Source organism: Pseudomonas sp. LBUM1662 (genome assembly GCF_059695915.1).
This window is the reverse complement of the sequence record NZ_CP166793.1, coordinates 2306004-2321196: the sequence shown is the minus strand read 5'-3', so window position 1 is coordinate 2321196 and position 15193 is coordinate 2306004. Positions and strand designations below refer to the sequence as shown.

Annotated in this window: 15 protein-coding genes; 9 read left to right on the top strand and 6 right to left on the bottom strand. The window is 59.9% G+C overall.

Annotation, left to right across the window (positions count from 1 at the left end):
* Positions 1-89 precede the first annotated feature (89 nt).
* The gene (locus tag ACA049_RS10505; protein WP_497335186.1) at positions 90-2252 is read left to right on the top strand and encodes an autotransporter outer membrane beta-barrel domain-containing protein; all 2163 of its coding nucleotides are present in this window, start codon (positions 90-92) and stop codon (positions 2250-2252) included.
* Between the two features lie 254 nt (positions 2253-2506).
* On the opposite strand, the gene ACA049_RS10500 is transcribed toward ACA049_RS10505, so the two are convergent.
* The 3 genes from ACA049_RS10500 to ACA049_RS10490 form a co-directional block, all read right to left on the bottom strand.
* Positions 2507-3070, bottom strand: coding sequence for a DUF4174 domain-containing protein (locus ACA049_RS10500; RefSeq protein ID WP_497335184.1), 564 nt, complete (start codon positions 3068-3070; stop codon positions 2507-2509).
* Positions 3071-3277: 207 nt separating this feature from the next.
* Positions 3278-4063: a sulfite exporter TauE/SafE family protein gene (locus ACA049_RS10495; RefSeq protein ID WP_438662115.1), complete on the bottom strand. Its 786-nt coding sequence runs from the start codon at positions 4061-4063 to the stop codon at positions 3278-3280.
* A 256-nt stretch (positions 4064-4319) separates the two neighbouring features.
* Complete coding sequence (locus ACA049_RS10490) at positions 4320-5069, bottom strand: hypothetical protein (RefSeq protein ID WP_497335182.1); 750 nt, start codon at positions 5067-5069, stop codon at positions 4320-4322.
* Positions 5070-5319: 250 nt separating this feature from the next.
* Here ACA049_RS10490 and ACA049_RS10485 point away from each other — a divergent pair, with 250 nt between their 5' ends.
* The 3 genes from ACA049_RS10485 (at position 5320) to ACA049_RS10475 (ending at position 7959) form a co-directional block, all read left to right on the top strand.
* Positions 5320-6468 carry an aldose epimerase family protein gene (locus ACA049_RS10485; RefSeq protein WP_497335180.1) on the top strand — a complete coding sequence of 383 codons (1149 nt, stop codon included), beginning with the start codon at positions 5320-5322 and terminating at the stop codon, positions 6466-6468.
* 168 nt (positions 6469-6636) lie between these two features.
* Complete coding sequence (locus tag ACA049_RS10480) at positions 6637-7458, top strand: aldo/keto reductase (RefSeq protein ID WP_497335178.1); 822 nt, start codon at positions 6637-6639, stop codon at positions 7456-7458.
* A 30-nt stretch (positions 7459-7488) separates the two neighbouring features.
* Positions 7489-7959, top strand: coding sequence for a DUF1810 domain-containing protein (locus tag ACA049_RS10475; RefSeq protein WP_497335176.1), 471 nt, complete (start codon positions 7489-7491; stop codon positions 7957-7959).
* On the opposite strand, the gene ACA049_RS10470 is transcribed toward ACA049_RS10475, so the two are convergent.
* Entirely contained in the window at positions 7924-10284 is a 2361-nt protein-coding gene (locus ACA049_RS10470) for a DNA polymerase II (protein ID WP_497335174.1), read from the bottom strand. The genes ACA049_RS10475 and ACA049_RS10470 overlap by 36 nt on opposite strands.
* A gap of 334 nt (positions 10285-10618) precedes the next feature.
* On the opposite strand from ACA049_RS10470, the gene ACA049_RS10465 reads away from it, so the two are divergent.
* Entirely contained in the window at positions 10619-11059 is a 441-nt protein-coding gene (locus tag ACA049_RS10465) for a CBS domain-containing protein (RefSeq protein ID WP_007944798.1), read from the top strand.
* A gap of 128 nt (positions 11060-11187) precedes the next feature.
* Here the strand turns inward: ACA049_RS10465 and ACA049_RS10460 are convergent, their stop codons facing one another.
* Complete coding sequence (locus tag ACA049_RS10460) at positions 11188-11811, bottom strand: glutathione S-transferase (protein WP_497335172.1); 624 nt, start codon at positions 11809-11811, stop codon at positions 11188-11190.
* Positions 11812-11968: 157 nt separating this feature from the next.
* On the opposite strand from ACA049_RS10460, the gene ACA049_RS10455 reads away from it, so the two are divergent.
* From ACA049_RS10455 to ACA049_RS10445, 3 genes are all read left to right on the top strand, one after another.
* Positions 11969-12484, top strand: a complete 516-nt coding sequence (locus ACA049_RS10455; protein ID WP_497335170.1) for a DUF3455 domain-containing protein — start codon at positions 11969-11971, stop codon at positions 12482-12484.
* A gap of 98 nt (positions 12485-12582) precedes the next feature.
* Positions 12583-13104 (top strand): sigma-70 family RNA polymerase sigma factor, encoded by a 522-nt coding sequence (locus ACA049_RS10450; RefSeq protein ID WP_497335168.1) that lies wholly within the window; start codon positions 12583-12585, stop codon positions 13102-13104.
* Positions 13101-13820: an anti-sigma factor gene (locus ACA049_RS10445; protein ID WP_497335166.1), complete on the top strand. Its 720-nt coding sequence runs from the start codon at positions 13101-13103 to the stop codon at positions 13818-13820. Before ACA049_RS10450 ends, ACA049_RS10445 begins: the two co-directional genes overlap by 4 nt.
* A gap of 6 nt (positions 13821-13826) precedes the next feature.
* Here the strand turns inward: ACA049_RS10445 and ACA049_RS10440 are convergent, their stop codons facing one another.
* Positions 13827-14447 carry a cysteine hydrolase family protein gene (locus ACA049_RS10440; protein WP_497335164.1) on the bottom strand — a complete coding sequence of 207 codons (621 nt, stop codon included), beginning with the start codon at positions 14445-14447 and terminating at the stop codon, positions 13827-13829.
* A gap of 225 nt (positions 14448-14672) precedes the next feature.
* On the opposite strand from ACA049_RS10440, the gene ACA049_RS10435 reads away from it, so the two are divergent.
* Complete coding sequence (locus ACA049_RS10435; RefSeq protein WP_497335162.1) at positions 14673-15035, top strand: hypothetical protein; 363 nt, start codon at positions 14673-14675, stop codon at positions 15033-15035.
* The last annotated feature ends 158 nt before the right edge of the window (positions 15036-15193 follow it).

The window sequence follows — 15193 nt, the reverse complement described above, 5'->3', positions numbered from 1 at the left end:
CCTACAAAAAGATGGGAAGCGCCTGCGTTACCCGCCCCGCCCGCACCCGGAGAATCCGCGGCTCATTTCCATGCGGTCGGCGGGTGATCATGTTTAAGTTTGGTGTGCGGTTTTCTCGTGTTTCGGTCTCCGGTGCCTTGTTGATGCTGGGCTGCGCGCCTGCCGGTGCCTTTGCTGCCAGCTGCGACTCGCGCAATTGCCTGACAACGCCTCAGGCAAACGTGGTGGTGAACGATGGCTCCACATTCGCCGTCGGCACAGGCGGCACCTTGACCGATAGCTCCGTGAACAATGGCGCCATCCACATCCTCGACGCCGGTAACGCGATCGGCACCACGGTCGACGGCAACGGATGGCTGAATCTCTATGACGCCGGAGCGGCCTTTAGCACCGTCGTCGAAAACGGCACCATGGTCGTCGTCGGTTCAGCCACGGCCCTGCGCACCACCGTCAACGGCGGCAACCTGGAAGTGGCGCAAAACGCCGTGGTCAGTGACACCCAACTCAACGGAGGCACGATGTGGGTGTATGCCGATGCCGCCGCCAAGAACACCTACGTCAACCACAGCCGGATGGCTGTTTACCAAAACGGCTCTGCCGACCGCACGACGGTCAATGACGGTGGCGAACTGTCGGTCGACGAAAACGCCTCGGTGATCAACACCGTGGTCAATCAGGGCGGGATGATGCAAAGCGTGGCGGGCACCCATGTGCATTTCACCACCGTCAATCAGGGCGGACTCATGGTGCTGGGCGACCGGGCCGATGCCAGTGACACAACGATCAATGCGGGTGGTGTTCTGCAGCTCAAGGGCGATGCGGTGCTGGGCGGTGCGAACCATGTCGACGGTCAGGTGGCGTTCGCCGCCCCTGCCGTCAACGGCTTTCACACGCTGATGATCAAAGGCCCGCTGACCGGCAATGGCACCTTCCTGATGAACACGGACCTGGCCTCACTGCGAGGCGACCTGATCAAGGTGCAGGGCCCGATCAGCGACAGCCACACATTGGTGGTCGCCGATTCGGGTAATGCGCCGAGCGGTGAGCAGCAGCAATTGATGCTGGTGGATGGCAACGGCGGCAGCGGTGATTTCAAACTCTATGGCGAGACGGTCGATGTCGGCGCTTATCGTTATACGTTGCAGCAACACGACAACGATTGGTTTCTGGCCAAACCGGGTATCAACACACCTGATGAGGATCCGAATCCGGTTGATCCGATAGATCCGGCAGACCCTGTCAGCCCGCCAATCACTGAACAGCCAGAGAAGCCCGTAGTCGTCCCACCGCCGGTCACGCCTCAACCGGGTCAGAAACCCTACGATCCTCAAGCACAAACCCTCAGTAAAGGCGCCAACGCAGCGGTCGCCAGCCACGCCGCCTCCGCTGCGCTGATCGGTGCTCAAATGAATGCCACAACCCAGCATCTGGGCGATCTGCGTTCGGGCAAGGATCAGGGCGGTCTCTGGACCCGTGGCTACGGCACTGAACAACGTCTGGACACGGGCGCCAGCCGCGCGTTCCAGCAACAGGTCAACGGCATGGAAATCGGCGCCGACACTGCCCTGCCCTTCGCCGACGGCACGCTGTATGTGGGCGGCTTGCTCGGCAAGGGCCAGGCGCGGCAGCACTTCGGTGAGGCCAGCAAAGGCACGATCGACAGCGCCACGCTGGGCGGTTATGCCAGCTACCTGGACCGCAGCAGGTTGTATGTCGATGGCGCGCTGAAATACAGCCGCCTGGACAACAACATTGACATCACCAGCAACCTCGGCAACAAGGTCAAGGCCCGCTACAAGAACCACGCCGTCAGCGCTGACGTTCAAGTAGGCAAGACCATCGACCTGAACGCCGGCTGGTTCGTCGAACCGCAAGTGGGGCTGCAAGTGGCGCGGATCAGTGGCGGGCGCTACACGGCGAGCAATGGTTTGGATGTCGAGCAGGATTCGATGGTTTCGCTGCAAAGTCGTGTGGGCGGGACGTTCGGGCGGGATCTGCGATTGAGCACTGGCGTGGCGGTGAAACCTTACGTCAAGGCCGCGTGGATCACCGAACATGCGGGCGACAGCAATGTGAAGGTCAACGGAGCAAAACTCGACAGCCGCCTGCCGGGCTCACGGGCCGAAGTGGGGGCTGGCGTCAGGGTGGCGGCGGCTGAAAAGCACAACTTCTTCGCCGAGGCGGGCTACACCAAAGGCAGCGATATCGAACAGCCTTGGGCCGTGTCGGTTGGTTATCGCTACACCTGGTAACGACACAGCCCCTGTGGGAGTGAGCCTGCTCGCGATGGTGCCGGCAGATCCGGCTCTGATGGTGCCTGATCCACCGCTTTCGAGAGCAAGCCCGCTCCCACAAGTGTTTGGCGGCGTACACAAAGACCCGCCCCCTGCACAGATCAAAATGTGGGAGCGGGCTTGCTCGCGAAGAGGCCGGCACATCTTGCATTGATGTAGTCTGATCCACCGCTATCGCGAGCAGGCTCGCTCCCACAGGGATCAGTGGGTATTCAATCATCTGGCATTTCAGGGGGCTTAGCCGGTTTCGCCGGTTTACCCGGTTTTGCACCCTTGGCGCCTTTGGCGGCTGGTTCGGCGACAACGGGCGTTGCGACCGTCGGTGGTGCGGCTTCTTTCTCGGTCGCCGGCAGGGCGTCGATGGTTTCGAAGATTTTCTTTAGATCGACCGATTTTGATTCATCCCCCGAACTCTCGAACTTCTTCTCGCCGTCCTTGCCCACCAGGATGACTTTGGGCAACGCCCCCGCGCCAAGTTTCAGCGAGCGGATCAGTGCCATGGTGTCCTGTTGACCGAGATCCTTGCCGTCGAGCTGACCGAACATGTTCAGCACCGTGTACACCCTGATATTGCGCTGGGCGACACCCTCCTTGTTGGCCGGATCATTCAGCGAATTTTTCAGGCCCGTCCAGACTGGGTCAACCGTGCTGGGAGCAATCACAATCAGTGGCCGGGCCCTGCCCTTGTCAATGTCCAGAGGCGAGCCGTCTTCGGCGGCGAGCAAGGGGCCGGCGAAAGCCAGCAAGGTAGTCAGGGTCAAAGACCTGATGAGCATGCGCATCTCCTTTTGATATCCACGCTCTAATGATTGCGCATCGCGGCGATCGTTCCGGGTGACGCACCGCAATTGTGTTCCGCCTTGACCCAAGCTTAGGTCAGGGCGGTCATTGCGCAACAGGTGGACGACGGGTTTACTTCGATGACCCGGACGGGCATCTGCTGGAGATTCTCACGCGCCCCTGATGTTGCAAGCAGCGCCGGCTCAGAACGCCAGTTTGTAGCCGATCAGCACCAGCATCGTGGCCAGGCACGGACGCAGCACTTCGTCAGAGATGCGACCGGTCAGGTGACTGCCCAGGTAAATCCCCGGCAGCGAACCGATCAGCAAATAACCCAGCACATGCCAATCCATGTTGCCCATGCTCGCGTGACCCAGGCCGGCGACCAGGGTCAGGGGCACGGCGTGGGCGATTTCCGTACCGACGAGACGGCGCGTCGGCAGCAGCGGATAGAGGATGAACAGCGCCACGGTGCCGAGGGCGCCGGCACCAATCGAAGTCAGCGCGACCATGGTGCCCAGGACCAGACCGGTGATGACCGTCAGAACATTCAGGCGCGAACCGCTGGGGTTGTACTGGCCGCCGGCCCGTTTGTGGGCGAAGTCGAGCAGGCGTTTCTTGAAGAAAATCGCCAGTGCCGTGGCAAACAGTACGAAGCCCAGCGCCTGTTTGATGACGGCGTTCATTGCATCGGGCGAGGTCTGCAAACTGCTGAGGAACCACAGCGTCAGCGCTACCGCCGGCACGCTGCCGAGGGTCAGCCAACCGGTAATCGCCCAGTCGATGTTGTTGTTCTTGCGATGAACCAGCACACCGCTGGATTTGGTAATGGCCGCGTACAGCAAATCGGTGCCCACCGCCGTGGCCGGGTTGATCCCGAACCAGAGCAGAATCGGGGTCATCAACGAACCACCGCCCACGCCGGTCATGCCGACGATGAAGCCCACGACCAATCCTGCAACCACCAACCCGAAGTTAACGAAATCCATTAACACGCCCGCAAAAAACGCATGAAAAAACTGGCCCGCAGCATAGCGATTTTTCTTATAACCACTTATATCGATGCGGACTATCGTTATTCCACAACGTGCCATTCTCTCTGTGTCTACGCATTCTCCCTGTGGGAGCGGGCTTGCTCGCGAAAGCGGACTGTCAGCCAACAAATGTGTTGAATGCCAAACCGCATTCGAGAGCAAGCCCGCTCCCACAGGGATCTGCGGTGTCTGTGCGTGTGGTGAGGTTGATCTACTGCACCGGCAAGAAATTCAAAAACAGCAAACTCTGGGCGTAATTCAGGCCGATCCGCCGATAACGCTCGTCCAGCATCTGCGTCAGCAGGTCCAGCCGCGCGACGATCTTGCCGAACTCCACGGCAAAACTCAGGTTGCTGCCCTCCTCCGAAATTTCGTTGGAGAACAGCAAGGGCTCGCCGTTTTTATTTTGCCGCTGGCTCAGGATCCAGGTGGCTTTCTCGATGTTGCGTGCGGCGTTGTTGACGAAGGTCGGGTTGATCGCATCGGTCATGTAGAACTCGAGGCGATTGCCGTGGGCAGTGACCAGCATGCTGCCGATGGCGTAGATGAAGGCGCCGACCCGGTCGCCGAGAAACTCCGGGCTCATGGCATAACTCAGCGCCGCCAGGTCTTTCTTGCCACCCAGGGTGGGCAGCGGCTGTTGCTGTTCGATGGCCAGGCGCACTTGCTTGCCTGCGGTGCGGGCGTCGAGGAAGCCGGATTTTTTCAACTCGTCCGGGTTGCGCAGGTAGAGCTTGCTCATCAGCAAGTAGAGGCTGTCGAGGTTGTCGCGCATTGCCAGGGTGGCCATGCGGTCGACGCTGGTCTGGAGGAATTCCTGGGGGCTGCCTTCGCGGAACTGGCTGACGAAGTCGCTGCCCTGTTGCTGGCTGCAACCGCTGGCGAAGAGCATCGACAGGCTGGCCAGCAGCAGGCATTGGCGACGGATTGATGAACTGAAGCAGGGTAAAACTCGAGCCATGGGTGCTTGAACTTGGGCATTGGCCGACGGTGGGGATCGCCGCAGGCTGGCCAAGGATAGAGCCGCCAACGCTGAAAAAGTGCAGTGCCGATGGTCCGTTTACGTTTGCGCCCAGAACGATCATCGCCATATTAGTCATACTTTTTAATTGCAACACTTTACACATAGGCTATAAATCCTTCCTTGATCGCCTGTTAAATCGATCATTAGTATGACTACATACCAAAAACAACAAGAAGGAAGCTCAACCATGCTGCAATCCCGACACCTGCTCTCCGGCCTCGGACTGTCCCTGATGATCGCCACCCTCACCGCTCAAGCGGCTGGCCTGTCCAGCGAACACAAAGCCTTCGGCAAGACCAACGACGGCACCCCCGTCGAACAATACGTCTTGCGCAACAGCCATGGCCTGCAAGCCACGATCATCACCTATGGCGGCATCTTGCAGTCGCTGAAGGTGCCGGATAAAAACGGCAAGCTCGACGATGTGGTGTTGGGTTTTGACGATGTTCAGGGCTATCAGAGCGGCACCGCGTACTTTGGCGCAACCATCGGGCGTTTCGGCAATCGCCTGGCCAACGGCGCGTTCGAGCTGGATGGAAAACGCTATCAAGTGCCGCTCAATGACGGTTCCAACTCGCTGCACGGCGGCCCGCAAGGGTTTGACAAGCACGTGTGGAAAGCCCAGCCGAGCAAAGGCAAGGATTCGGTGGGCGTGACCCTGACGTATCTGTCGGCGGACGGTGAAATGGGCTTCCCCGGCAACCTCAAAACCGAGGTCACCTACAGCCTCACCGAGAACAACGAACTGCGCATCGACTACAAGGCCAGCACCGATAAACCGACCGTGCTGAACCTGACCAACCACAGCTATTTCAACCTCGCCGGCGCAGGCAACGGTGATGTGCTGAAACAGCTCGTCACCCTGCACTCGACCCACTACACGCCGGTCACCGCCAAGCTGATTCCTACCGGCGAACTGGCCCCGGTCGCCGGTACGCCGATGGACTTCACACAACCCACCGCCATCGGTAAAAACATCAAGGCCGATCATCCACAACTTAAATTCGCCGAGCCGAAACAGGGTGGCTTCGACTTCAACTGGGCCCTGGACGCCAAGGGTGACGTGGGCAAACTGGCTGCGGATGTCAGCGACCCACTCTCCGGGCGCCGTTTGCAGCTCTACACCAGCGAACCCGGCGTGCAGTTCTACACCAGCAACTTCCTAGACGGCACGGTCAAGGGCAAGGGCGGCAAGGTTTATCCGCATTGGGGCGCGTTCACGCTGGAGACTCAGCACTATCCGGACTCGCCTAACCAGCCGAACTTCCCGTCCACCCGACTCGACCCGGGTAAAACCTATACCCAGAGCACCGTGCTGAAGTTTTCGGCCAACTGAAGATCAGGAGATCGCAGCCTCGTTGCACTCGACAGCTCCTACAGGGATTGGTGTGTAGGCGCTGTCGAGTGCAACGAGGCTGCGATCTTTTGATTTTATGGACGGAACCACCGGGCTATTCTGCTGCCAACCAGAGAGTATCCATCGGTTCTGAAAAAGGAGGTTTTCATGCGGACCCTCGAATTGGCCGGCGTCCACGTACCGGTCATCGGCCAAGGCACCTGGCGCATGGGCGAAGATTCTTCGCAACACAGCAAGGAAGTTGCCGCGCTACGCCTGGGCATCGAGTTGGGCATGACCCTGATCGACACCGCCGAGATGTACGCCGAAGGCGGTGCCGAGGAAGTGGTCGGCGAAGCCATCGCCGGTCTGCGCGACAAGGTCTTTCTGGTCAGCAAGGTCTACCCGCACAACGCCAGCCGCCAAGGCATCCCCCAGGCTTGCGAACGCAGCCTGCGCCGTCTGAATACCGATTACATCGATTTGTACCTGCTGCATTGGCGCGGCCAGTATCCGCTTGAGGAAACCGTCGAAGCCTTCGAGCGCCTGCGTGAAGCAGGCAAAATCGGCCGTTGGGGGGTGTCCAACTTCGACGTCGACGATCTGGAGGAATTGAACTCAGCGAACTGCGCCACCAATCAGGTGCTGTACAACCTGGAAGAGCGCGGCATCGAATTTGACCTGTTGCCCTGGTGCCAACAGCATCAACAGCCGTTGATGGCATACTGTCCCATCGGTCAGGGAGGAACGATGCTGGCCCATCCGGCACTCAAGCAGATTGCCACCCGTCACGCCGTCACGCCGGCTCAAGTAGCTCTGGCATGGATTCTGCGACAGACTGGCGTGATCGCCATCCCCAAGGCGGTCAAACCTGAACATGTGCAACTGAATGCGCAGGCCGCGCAATTGCGGCTCGAAGACGAGGACCTTAAGGCGCTGGACCACGCGTTTCAAGCGCCACAACGCAAGCACCGGTTGGCCATGGTCTGAGCCATCGCGGTACTGTCAGAGGGCTTCTGCATGAGAAGCACTGATCCACATGACTCATTCAATCTGCCACGCTTTATCCAGGCTCAAGACCCGGTGTTCAAACGCGTTCAGGAAGAACTGCAGGCTGGCCACAAACGCAGTCACTGGATGTGGTTCATCTTCCCGCAGTTTGCCGGGTTGGGCGGTAGCGAGATGTCCAGGCACTTTGCCATTCGTTCCGTCGAGGAAGCCGTAGCTTACCTGAGTCATCCGTTGCTGGGTTCACGACTGTGTGACTGCACGGAACTGGTGCTGAACATCAAAAAAAGCTCGATTGCCGGCATATTCGGCCATCCCGATGACCTCAAGTTTCACTCGTCCATGACCCTGTTCGCCCAGATTGCGCCCAAGGGCAGTGTCTTCCACAAGGCACTGGATCAATATTTCCACGGCATACGGGATGACTGGACGCTGCAGCTGCTGGACTCAAAACAGGCCCAGTTGCCCACCAATCAAGGTTGAGAAGTCGTCGTCCACGAAGGGCAGAATCGCATCCGCCACCGGCTGCAATTGCCGGGTGACGTAATGGTCGTAATCGATGGGCGCGCTGCGAATCTCCAGCGGTTCCGGCCCCGCGACGCTGATCACGTAGCTGATCCAGCCGCCGTTCTGGTATTGCCGGGGGCGGCCCTGCTGGTCGTTGTAATCATCGGCGATCCGCGCTGCACGAACGTGTGGCGGCACGTTTCGCTCATAGTCATCCAGGGTACGGCGCAGGCGCTTGCGGTAGATCAGGCGGTCGTCGAACTCGCCGGCCAGGGTTTTGCGCACGTAGTCACGCACGTAATCCTGATACGGCTTGCGATGGAAAATTCGTGAGTACAGCTCCTGCTGGAATTGCCGGGCCAGCGGCGACCAGTCGGTGCGCACGGTTTCCAGGCCCTTGTAGACCATTTCGTCAGTGCCATCGGCGCGGGTGACCAACCCGGCGTAACGCTTCTTGCTGCCCTCCTCGGCACCGCGAATGGTCGGCATCAGAAAGCGTTTGTAGTGGGTCTCGAACTGCAACTCCAGGGCGCTTTCCAGCCCGTATTCCTGCTGCACATGCTCGCGCCACCACTGGTTGACGTGGTCCACCAGCGCGCGGCCAATCTGCGCGGCTTCTTCCTGACCATGAGCGCGACGGAGCCAGACGAAGGTCGAGTCGGTGTCACCATAGATCACCGTGTGGCCCTGGGCTTCGATCAACTGCCGGGTGCGCAACATGATCTCGTGGCCGCGCAAGGTAATCGACGAGGCCAGGCGCGTGTCGAAGAAGCGACAGCCGCTGGAGCCGAGTACGCCATAGAAGGCGTTCATGATGATCTTCAACGCTTGCGACAGCGGCGCGTTGTGTTCGCGCTTGGCGGTCTCGCGACCTTCGGCCACCCGGGCGACGATCGATGGCAGGCAGTGCCGGGTCCTGGAAAAACGCGCACCGCGAAAACCCGGTACGGACTCACTGTCGTCAGGATGCTGCAAGCCTTCGATCAGCCCGACCGGGTCGATCAGGAACGTGCGGATAATCGACGGATAGAGGCTTTTGTAGTCGAGCACCAGCACCGATTCGTACAGGCCCGGTTGCGAGTCCATGACAAAACCGCCGGGGCTGGCCTGCGCGGGCTTGTTCCCCAGATTCGGCGCCACGAAACCCTGGCGGTGCATCAGCGGCATGTACAGGTGGGTGAACGCCGCGACCGAGCCGCCGCTGCGGTCCGCCGGCAAACCGGTGACGCTGGCGCGTTCCAGCAGGAAGGTCAGCAGTTCGGTCTTGGCGAAAATCCGCGTCACCAGTTCGCAGTCCTTGAGGTTGTAAGTGGCCAGCGCCGGTTTGTCCTCGGCGAACATGCGGTTGATTTCGTCCATGCGCTGATACGGCGTGCTGATCGCCTTGCCTTCGCCGAGCAGGGTTTGCGCGACGTTTTCCAGACTGAACGAGGGAAAACTCCAGGTCGCCGAGCGCAGGGATTCAATGCCATCGATAATCAGCCGGCCGGCGGCTGAAGCGAAGTAGTGATTGCGGCTGCCGTGTTCGCGCCACTGCATTTCTTCACCGCCGCGCCCCAGTTTCAGCGGGACGCCCAGCTGTCGGGCGTGCTGGTGCAGCACGCGCAGGTCGAACTGCACGACGTTCCAGCCGATGATCGCGTCAGGGTCATGGCGGGCGAACCACTCGTTGAGCTTTTTCAACAGCACGGTTCGCGAGTCGCAGTATTCGAGCTGGAAATCCACCGCGCTGTCGTCGCCATTCGGCGGGCCGAGCATGTAGACCTGGCGCTCGCCACAGCCTTCCAGGGCGATGGAATACAACTCGCCCTGGGCGGTGGTTTCGATGTCCAGCGAGACCAGCCGGAGGTTGGGTCGGTAGTCGGGAGCGGGTTTCATCTGTGCGTCGAGCAGCAAGCCGTCGTCGCCGGGCGTGCCGCCGAACAGCACGGGCGCGGTGATGAAGCGCTCCATCATGTAGCGTTCCGGCGGGCGCACGTCGGCCTCGAACATCTCGACGCCGGCTTTACGCAGCGCGGTTTCCAGGCGCATCAACTGACCGTGTTGCTGGCAATACAGGCCAAGCACCGGGCGGTGCTCGAAATCCTGAAGGGCCAATGGCTTTAGCTCGACGTTTTTTTCACCGCGCAGAACAGCCTCGGCCTGCTCGCGCTGGACAGCCGGGATGAAGGCTACCGACGGTTGATGAGGCAGACGGATACGCTGGGGACCGGTGTCGGTCGCCAGCCAGAACTCGACGTGCGTACCGGCCGGGGTGTCGCGCCAATGCCGGGTCAGGACGAAACCCTGCTGTAAATCCACCACTGCAACCTCAAGATTTGATTCAGGCGGCAATTCTACGCGTCATCGCGGGGGATAGCCCCATCTCGAAGCTGTTGCGGTCCCTGTGGGAGCGGGCTTGCTCGCGAAGGCGGTGGGTCAGTCGACATTTGTATTGGTTGACCCACCGCTTTCGCGAGCAAGCCCGCTCCCACAGGGGATTGAGTTCAGCCCATGGATCAGCGAAAAACTTCCGGTTTACCGAATAAAAACCGCCGAATGACGTTTTTTGCGCGTTATCTGCCGCTTTGCGCCTTGCCCTCGGCGCCCGGGTCTACGATTCTTCAATAACAACGACAACACCTGAGAAGCCATCATGAAAACCGTCGCCCAACTGCTCAAGTTGAAAGATCAGAAGAATCAGGAAGTGCACCAGATCAAACCCGATCACATGGTGCTGGAAGCCCTGATGAAGATGGCCGAAAAGAACGTCGGCGCCTTGCTCGTGGTGGAGAATGACGAGGTGCTGGGCATCATCAGCGAGCGTGACTACGCGCGCAAACTGGTACTGCATGGCCGCTCTTCGGTCGGCACCCCGGTGCGCGACATCATGGTGTCGCCGGTGATCACCGTGGACACCCATCAAACCGTCGATACCTGCCTGGGCATCATGTCCGACAGACGCCTGCGTCACCTGCCTGTGGTGGAAAACGGCAAGTTGATCGGTTTGTTGTCGATCGGCGACCTGGTCAAGGAAGCCATCGCCGAACAGGCTGAATTGATTCGCCAGTTGGAGCAGTACATTCGCGGCGAATAGTTCCGAAACCCCACCGACCCAATGTGGGAGCGGGCTTGCTCGCGAAAGCGGTGTGTCAGTCATACAAGTGTCGACTGATACACCGCTTTCGCGAGCAAGCCCGCTCCCACATTTGTTTTGTGGTGTTTTCAGGTGGGCCAATGCCGGGCGAAGACCGGGGCCAGCGTCGGGTGACGGTCGATGCGTGTCAGCCACGCATAAAAACCGGGTCGGGCATTGCGCAGATGCTCGCGACTGCCCGCCCACCGTGTCACCACCGCCGCCAGCACATCCAATGCGCCAGGCGTCTCGTCGTCCAGGTACAACTCGCCCGAGAACTGATCGGCAAACACCTCCCAACTCCAGTGCAAGCGTTGGCGGGCGCCGGCGATGAGGTTTTCCATGGTCGACTGATCGGCCTCGACCAGCCAGCGCTCGGGGTAATCGATGATGCCAATGGCCGCGTAGCAATTGCTGACGATGTACACCAGCCCACGAATGGCCTGATCCCGCTCGGCGGGCGTTTTCGACAGCAGGTTCGACTCGGGAAACGCCAGCCCCAGATGAATCAGGATCGCCGCGCTCTCGGTGAGAATGCTGCCGTCGGGCAGCTGCAAGGTCGGAATCTGCTTGAGCGGGTTGAGCTTTTCCAGGGCTTTGGCGGCTTCCGCAGACAACTCGACGTCGATGAAACGATAAGGAATTTCACAGAGCTCGAGTGCGGCCTCAATCGCCGCGGCGCCGGAGTTCTGGTGTCCGTAGAGCTGGTACATAAGCACCCCCTTCAAGATTGCCTCGTTGTAGCATCTGATACCGACCATGCTGGAAAATTTCTTTTTATACCACTGCATCCAAATCGCTTTCCGATGGGTAGTACCTGTAGCAGCCCTGAGGCTGCCGAGCAGATTACTCATTTACGGAGCGCTATTCATGAACGCCAAACAGCTGATTTGCCTTGCCGGTTTGTTCGTCGCGGGTTCCATGGCCTACGCCCAATCAGGTGTGCCCGACAGCATCAAGGTCCCGGACGGGCACAAAGTCGCCCTTGAAACCACCGGTGTCGGCGAGATCACTTACGAATGCAAGGTCAATGCTGCCGGTCAGGCCGAATGGTTGTTTGTCGGCCCCAAAGCGGTACTCAATGATCGCAGCGGCAAACAGATCGGCACCTATTTCGGGCCGCCAGCGACCTGGCAGGCGAAAGACGGCTCGACAGTCACCGGCACCCAGTTGGCTGTCGCGCCTTCGAGTCCGGGCAACCTGCCCTATCAATTGGTCAAGGCCAATCCGGCCGAAGGCAAAGGTGCGATGACCGGCGTCAGTTACATCCAGCGCGTCGCCCTCAAAGGTGGCGTGGCCCCGAAGACTGAATGTTCGACGGCCAACAAGGGCCAGCAAGAAGTGGTGAAGTACCAGGCGGATTACATTTTCTGGGCCGCCAACTGAAACAAGACCTGCGCAAAATTGGTCTACGCTGCTCAGCACTGGCCCCGGTCCTGTGGCCCGGGGCTGCTGCCCATTATTGACGGCTGAATACAGTGTCCTTGCCCGAAACTCTTTTCGATTACGAAGCCCACATCGCCGCCTGCGCCCGCGGTGAACGTCAGGCCCTGCGTGATTTGTATGTGCAGGAGAGTCAGCGCCTGCTGGGCGTTGCCAAACGCCTTGTGCGTGACACTGCGCTGGCGGAAGACATCGTCCACGACGCCTTCATCAAGATATGGAACGGCGCCGCGCAGTTCGATCCGGCGCGAGGTTCGGCGCGGGGGTGGATGTTCAGTCTGACGCGGCATCTGGCACTGAACTTCATCCGTGACAACAGCCGCGAGATTCAAGGCGATATCGATGAGTTAGAGGACACCGCAACACTCGATGCTCAGGCTCATTCGGGGCGCATTCATCACTGCCTGGAACAACTGGATCCTGCAAGGCGCGTCTGTATCCTGCATGCCTACGTCGACGGATACTCTCACGCTGAAATCTCACACAAACTCGGCACCCCGCTGGGCACCGTCAAAGCCTGGATCAAGCGGAGCCTGACGGCATTGCGGGAGTGCATGGGATGATCAGCAAACCCACGAATGAAACGCCGGAAGAGCTCGATGAACTGGTCAGTGAATATGTGTTGGGCACACTGCCCGCAGCGCTTCGCACCCAGGTCCGGCAGCGCCTGCGCGACGAACCTGAGTTACGGGCCGCCGTGGATGCCTGGGAACGTCGACTGCTCGGTCTGACTGATCTGGCCGAGCCTCACCCACCGTCGCCACACCTTTGGCAGCGTATCGAGCGCAGCGTGAATAACGTAAATCGGCCACCTTCGTTCAGCGCGGCTCAGTCTTTATCCTGGTGGAATCTATTGCCGCTGTGGCGCGGGCTCGCCGGTGCGGGGCTGGCCGCCACGTTGCTGCTCGGCGCGTTGATGTTGACGCAAACCACCGTCAAGCCGACTTACCTCGTGGTGTTGGTCGGCCCCCAGGACAAGGCACCGGGCTGGGTGATCCAGGCCAGCAACCCGCGGGAAATCCAGCTGATTCCGCTGGGCATCGTCGAAGTCCCGGCCGACAAGGCGCTCGAGTTCTGGACCAAGGCCGACGGCTGGCAAGGACCGGTGTCTCTGGGGTTGGTCAAACCGGGCCAGACGCTGTCCATTCCGCTCGACAAATTACCGCCACTGCAACCCAACCAGCTGTTCGAACTGACGCTGGAAAATCCGCAGGGCTCACCGATCGGCAAGCCGACCGGGCCGATTCAATTCATCGGTCGGGCAGTGAAAGTCATCTGACCGCGATCAGCCGAACGCCGCGAGCAACTCCGCCGTCGTGACAATCGCGTGGGCATAGGTCGGCCCGTTGATTTCGTGCGCGGCGTGCATGGCCTCGGCACTGAAAGCGGCCGTGGCATCGCGTACCAGCGTGACGTGATAGCCCAGTTCAGCGGCGAATCTGGCGGTGCTTTCGATGCACGTATTGGCGAGCATCCCCACCACCACGACCTTGTCGATCCCGTGCTGTTTGAGCAAGTAATCCAGATCAGTGTTGGCGAAACCACTGCCACCCCAGTGTTCCTTGACGATCGCGTCACCGGCCTTGGGCTGAAAGTCCGGATGCCACTCGCCGCCCCAGGTTCCAGCGGCAAAAACCTGCGCTCGGCTGGCGCCTTGTTGATAGGGGCTCGGGTGTTTCCAGCGCGCCAGTTCATCGGGTTCGGCACGGTGGTGCGGAACGTAGAAGACCTGGATGCCGGCCTTGCGAGCCGCCGCCACCACCGTCTTCAGGTTGGCCAGCGTGCCTACGCTGTCGGCCACCGGTTGAGCGCGGCCGTGGAGTTTGCCGCCTTCGCTGAGGAAGTCGTTGTAAGGATCCACCAGCAGCAGGCCGGTGTGGGCGGGAACGTAGGAACTGGCATTCATGGTCGACTCCTCAAGGGCAAAGGCACGCGCCAGCTATCCAGTGTAGAAGCGTCAAACGCCCCGACCTTGGCCATCCGACGACTGAACCATCACGCCCACGTGGGGGTATCGCGCTACCTATCATTGCCGTCGATGTTCACCATCACCTCAATGAAGTTCTCATAAAAAATCCGCGGCGTAAGATCGGCCCCATACCAAAACAACTACACCCCGGAGCACAAAATCATGAAACGCCAAATCCTTCTCAGCATCGCTTTCTCGGTTTTTGCAGTTAACGCTTTCGCCGCTTCTTCTGCCCACCCGGTTGTCGCTGAAGGCGGCTCGGATCGTCTGATCGAAAGCCGCGTGGCTGAGGGTGGTTCGGATCGTTTGATCGAAAACCGCGTCGCCGAAGGTGGCTCGGATCGTCTGATCGAAAACCACGTCGCTGAAGGTGGTTCCGACCGTCTGATTGAAAACCGCGTTGCCGAAGGTGGTTCCGACCGTCTGATTGAAAACCGCGTTGCCGAAGGTGGTTCCGACCGTCTGATCGAAAACCGCGTCGCTGAAGGTGGTTCCGACCGTCTGATTGAAAGCCGCGCTGTATAAATGAATGGTTTTACCGAAGTCCTCAATAAAAAACCCGGCCTCATCAGCCGGGTTTTTTTACGCCCGCGATCATCGGAAACTCATGCGCGTCTGTTAATGCGCCAAGATCGCAGCCTCGTTTCACTCGACAGCTCCTACAGGGGAATGCAAAACCTTGT

Coding starts and splice junctions, on each gene's coding strand:
- ACA049_RS10440 (WP_497335164.1), bottom strand. CDS start 14,447: ATGAATGCCAGTTCCTACGTTCCCGCCCACACCGGCCTGCTGCTGGTG.
- ACA049_RS10460 (WP_497335172.1), bottom strand. CDS start 11,811: ATGTACCAGCTCTACGGACACCAGAACTCCGGCGCCGCGGCGATTGAG.
- ACA049_RS10445 (WP_497335166.1), top strand. CDS start 13,101: ATGATCAGCAAACCCACGAATGAAACGCCGGAAGAGCTCGATGAACTG.
- ACA049_RS10485 (WP_497335180.1), top strand. CDS start 5,320: ATGCTGCAATCCCGACACCTGCTCTCCGGCCTCGGACTGTCCCTGATG.
- ACA049_RS10465 (WP_007944798.1), top strand. CDS start 10,619: ATGAAAACCGTCGCCCAACTGCTCAAGTTGAAAGATCAGAAGAATCAG.
- ACA049_RS10500 (WP_497335184.1), bottom strand. CDS start 3,070: ATGCTCATCAGGTCTTTGACCCTGACTACCTTGCTGGCTTTCGCCGGC.
- ACA049_RS10505 (WP_497335186.1), top strand. CDS start 90: ATGTTTAAGTTTGGTGTGCGGTTTTCTCGTGTTTCGGTCTCCGGTGCC.
- ACA049_RS10480 (WP_497335178.1), top strand. CDS start 6,637: ATGCGGACCCTCGAATTGGCCGGCGTCCACGTACCGGTCATCGGCCAA.
- ACA049_RS10490 (WP_497335182.1), bottom strand. CDS start 5,069: ATGGCTCGAGTTTTACCCTGCTTCAGTTCATCAATCCGTCGCCAATGC.
- ACA049_RS10495 (WP_438662115.1), bottom strand. CDS start 4,063: ATGGATTTCGTTAACTTCGGGTTGGTGGTTGCAGGATTGGTCGTGGGC.
- ACA049_RS10435 (WP_497335162.1), top strand. CDS start 14,673: ATGAAACGCCAAATCCTTCTCAGCATCGCTTTCTCGGTTTTTGCAGTT.
- ACA049_RS10455 (WP_497335170.1), top strand. CDS start 11,969: ATGAACGCCAAACAGCTGATTTGCCTTGCCGGTTTGTTCGTCGCGGGT.
- ACA049_RS10475 (WP_497335176.1), top strand. CDS start 7,489: ATGAGAAGCACTGATCCACATGACTCATTCAATCTGCCACGCTTTATC.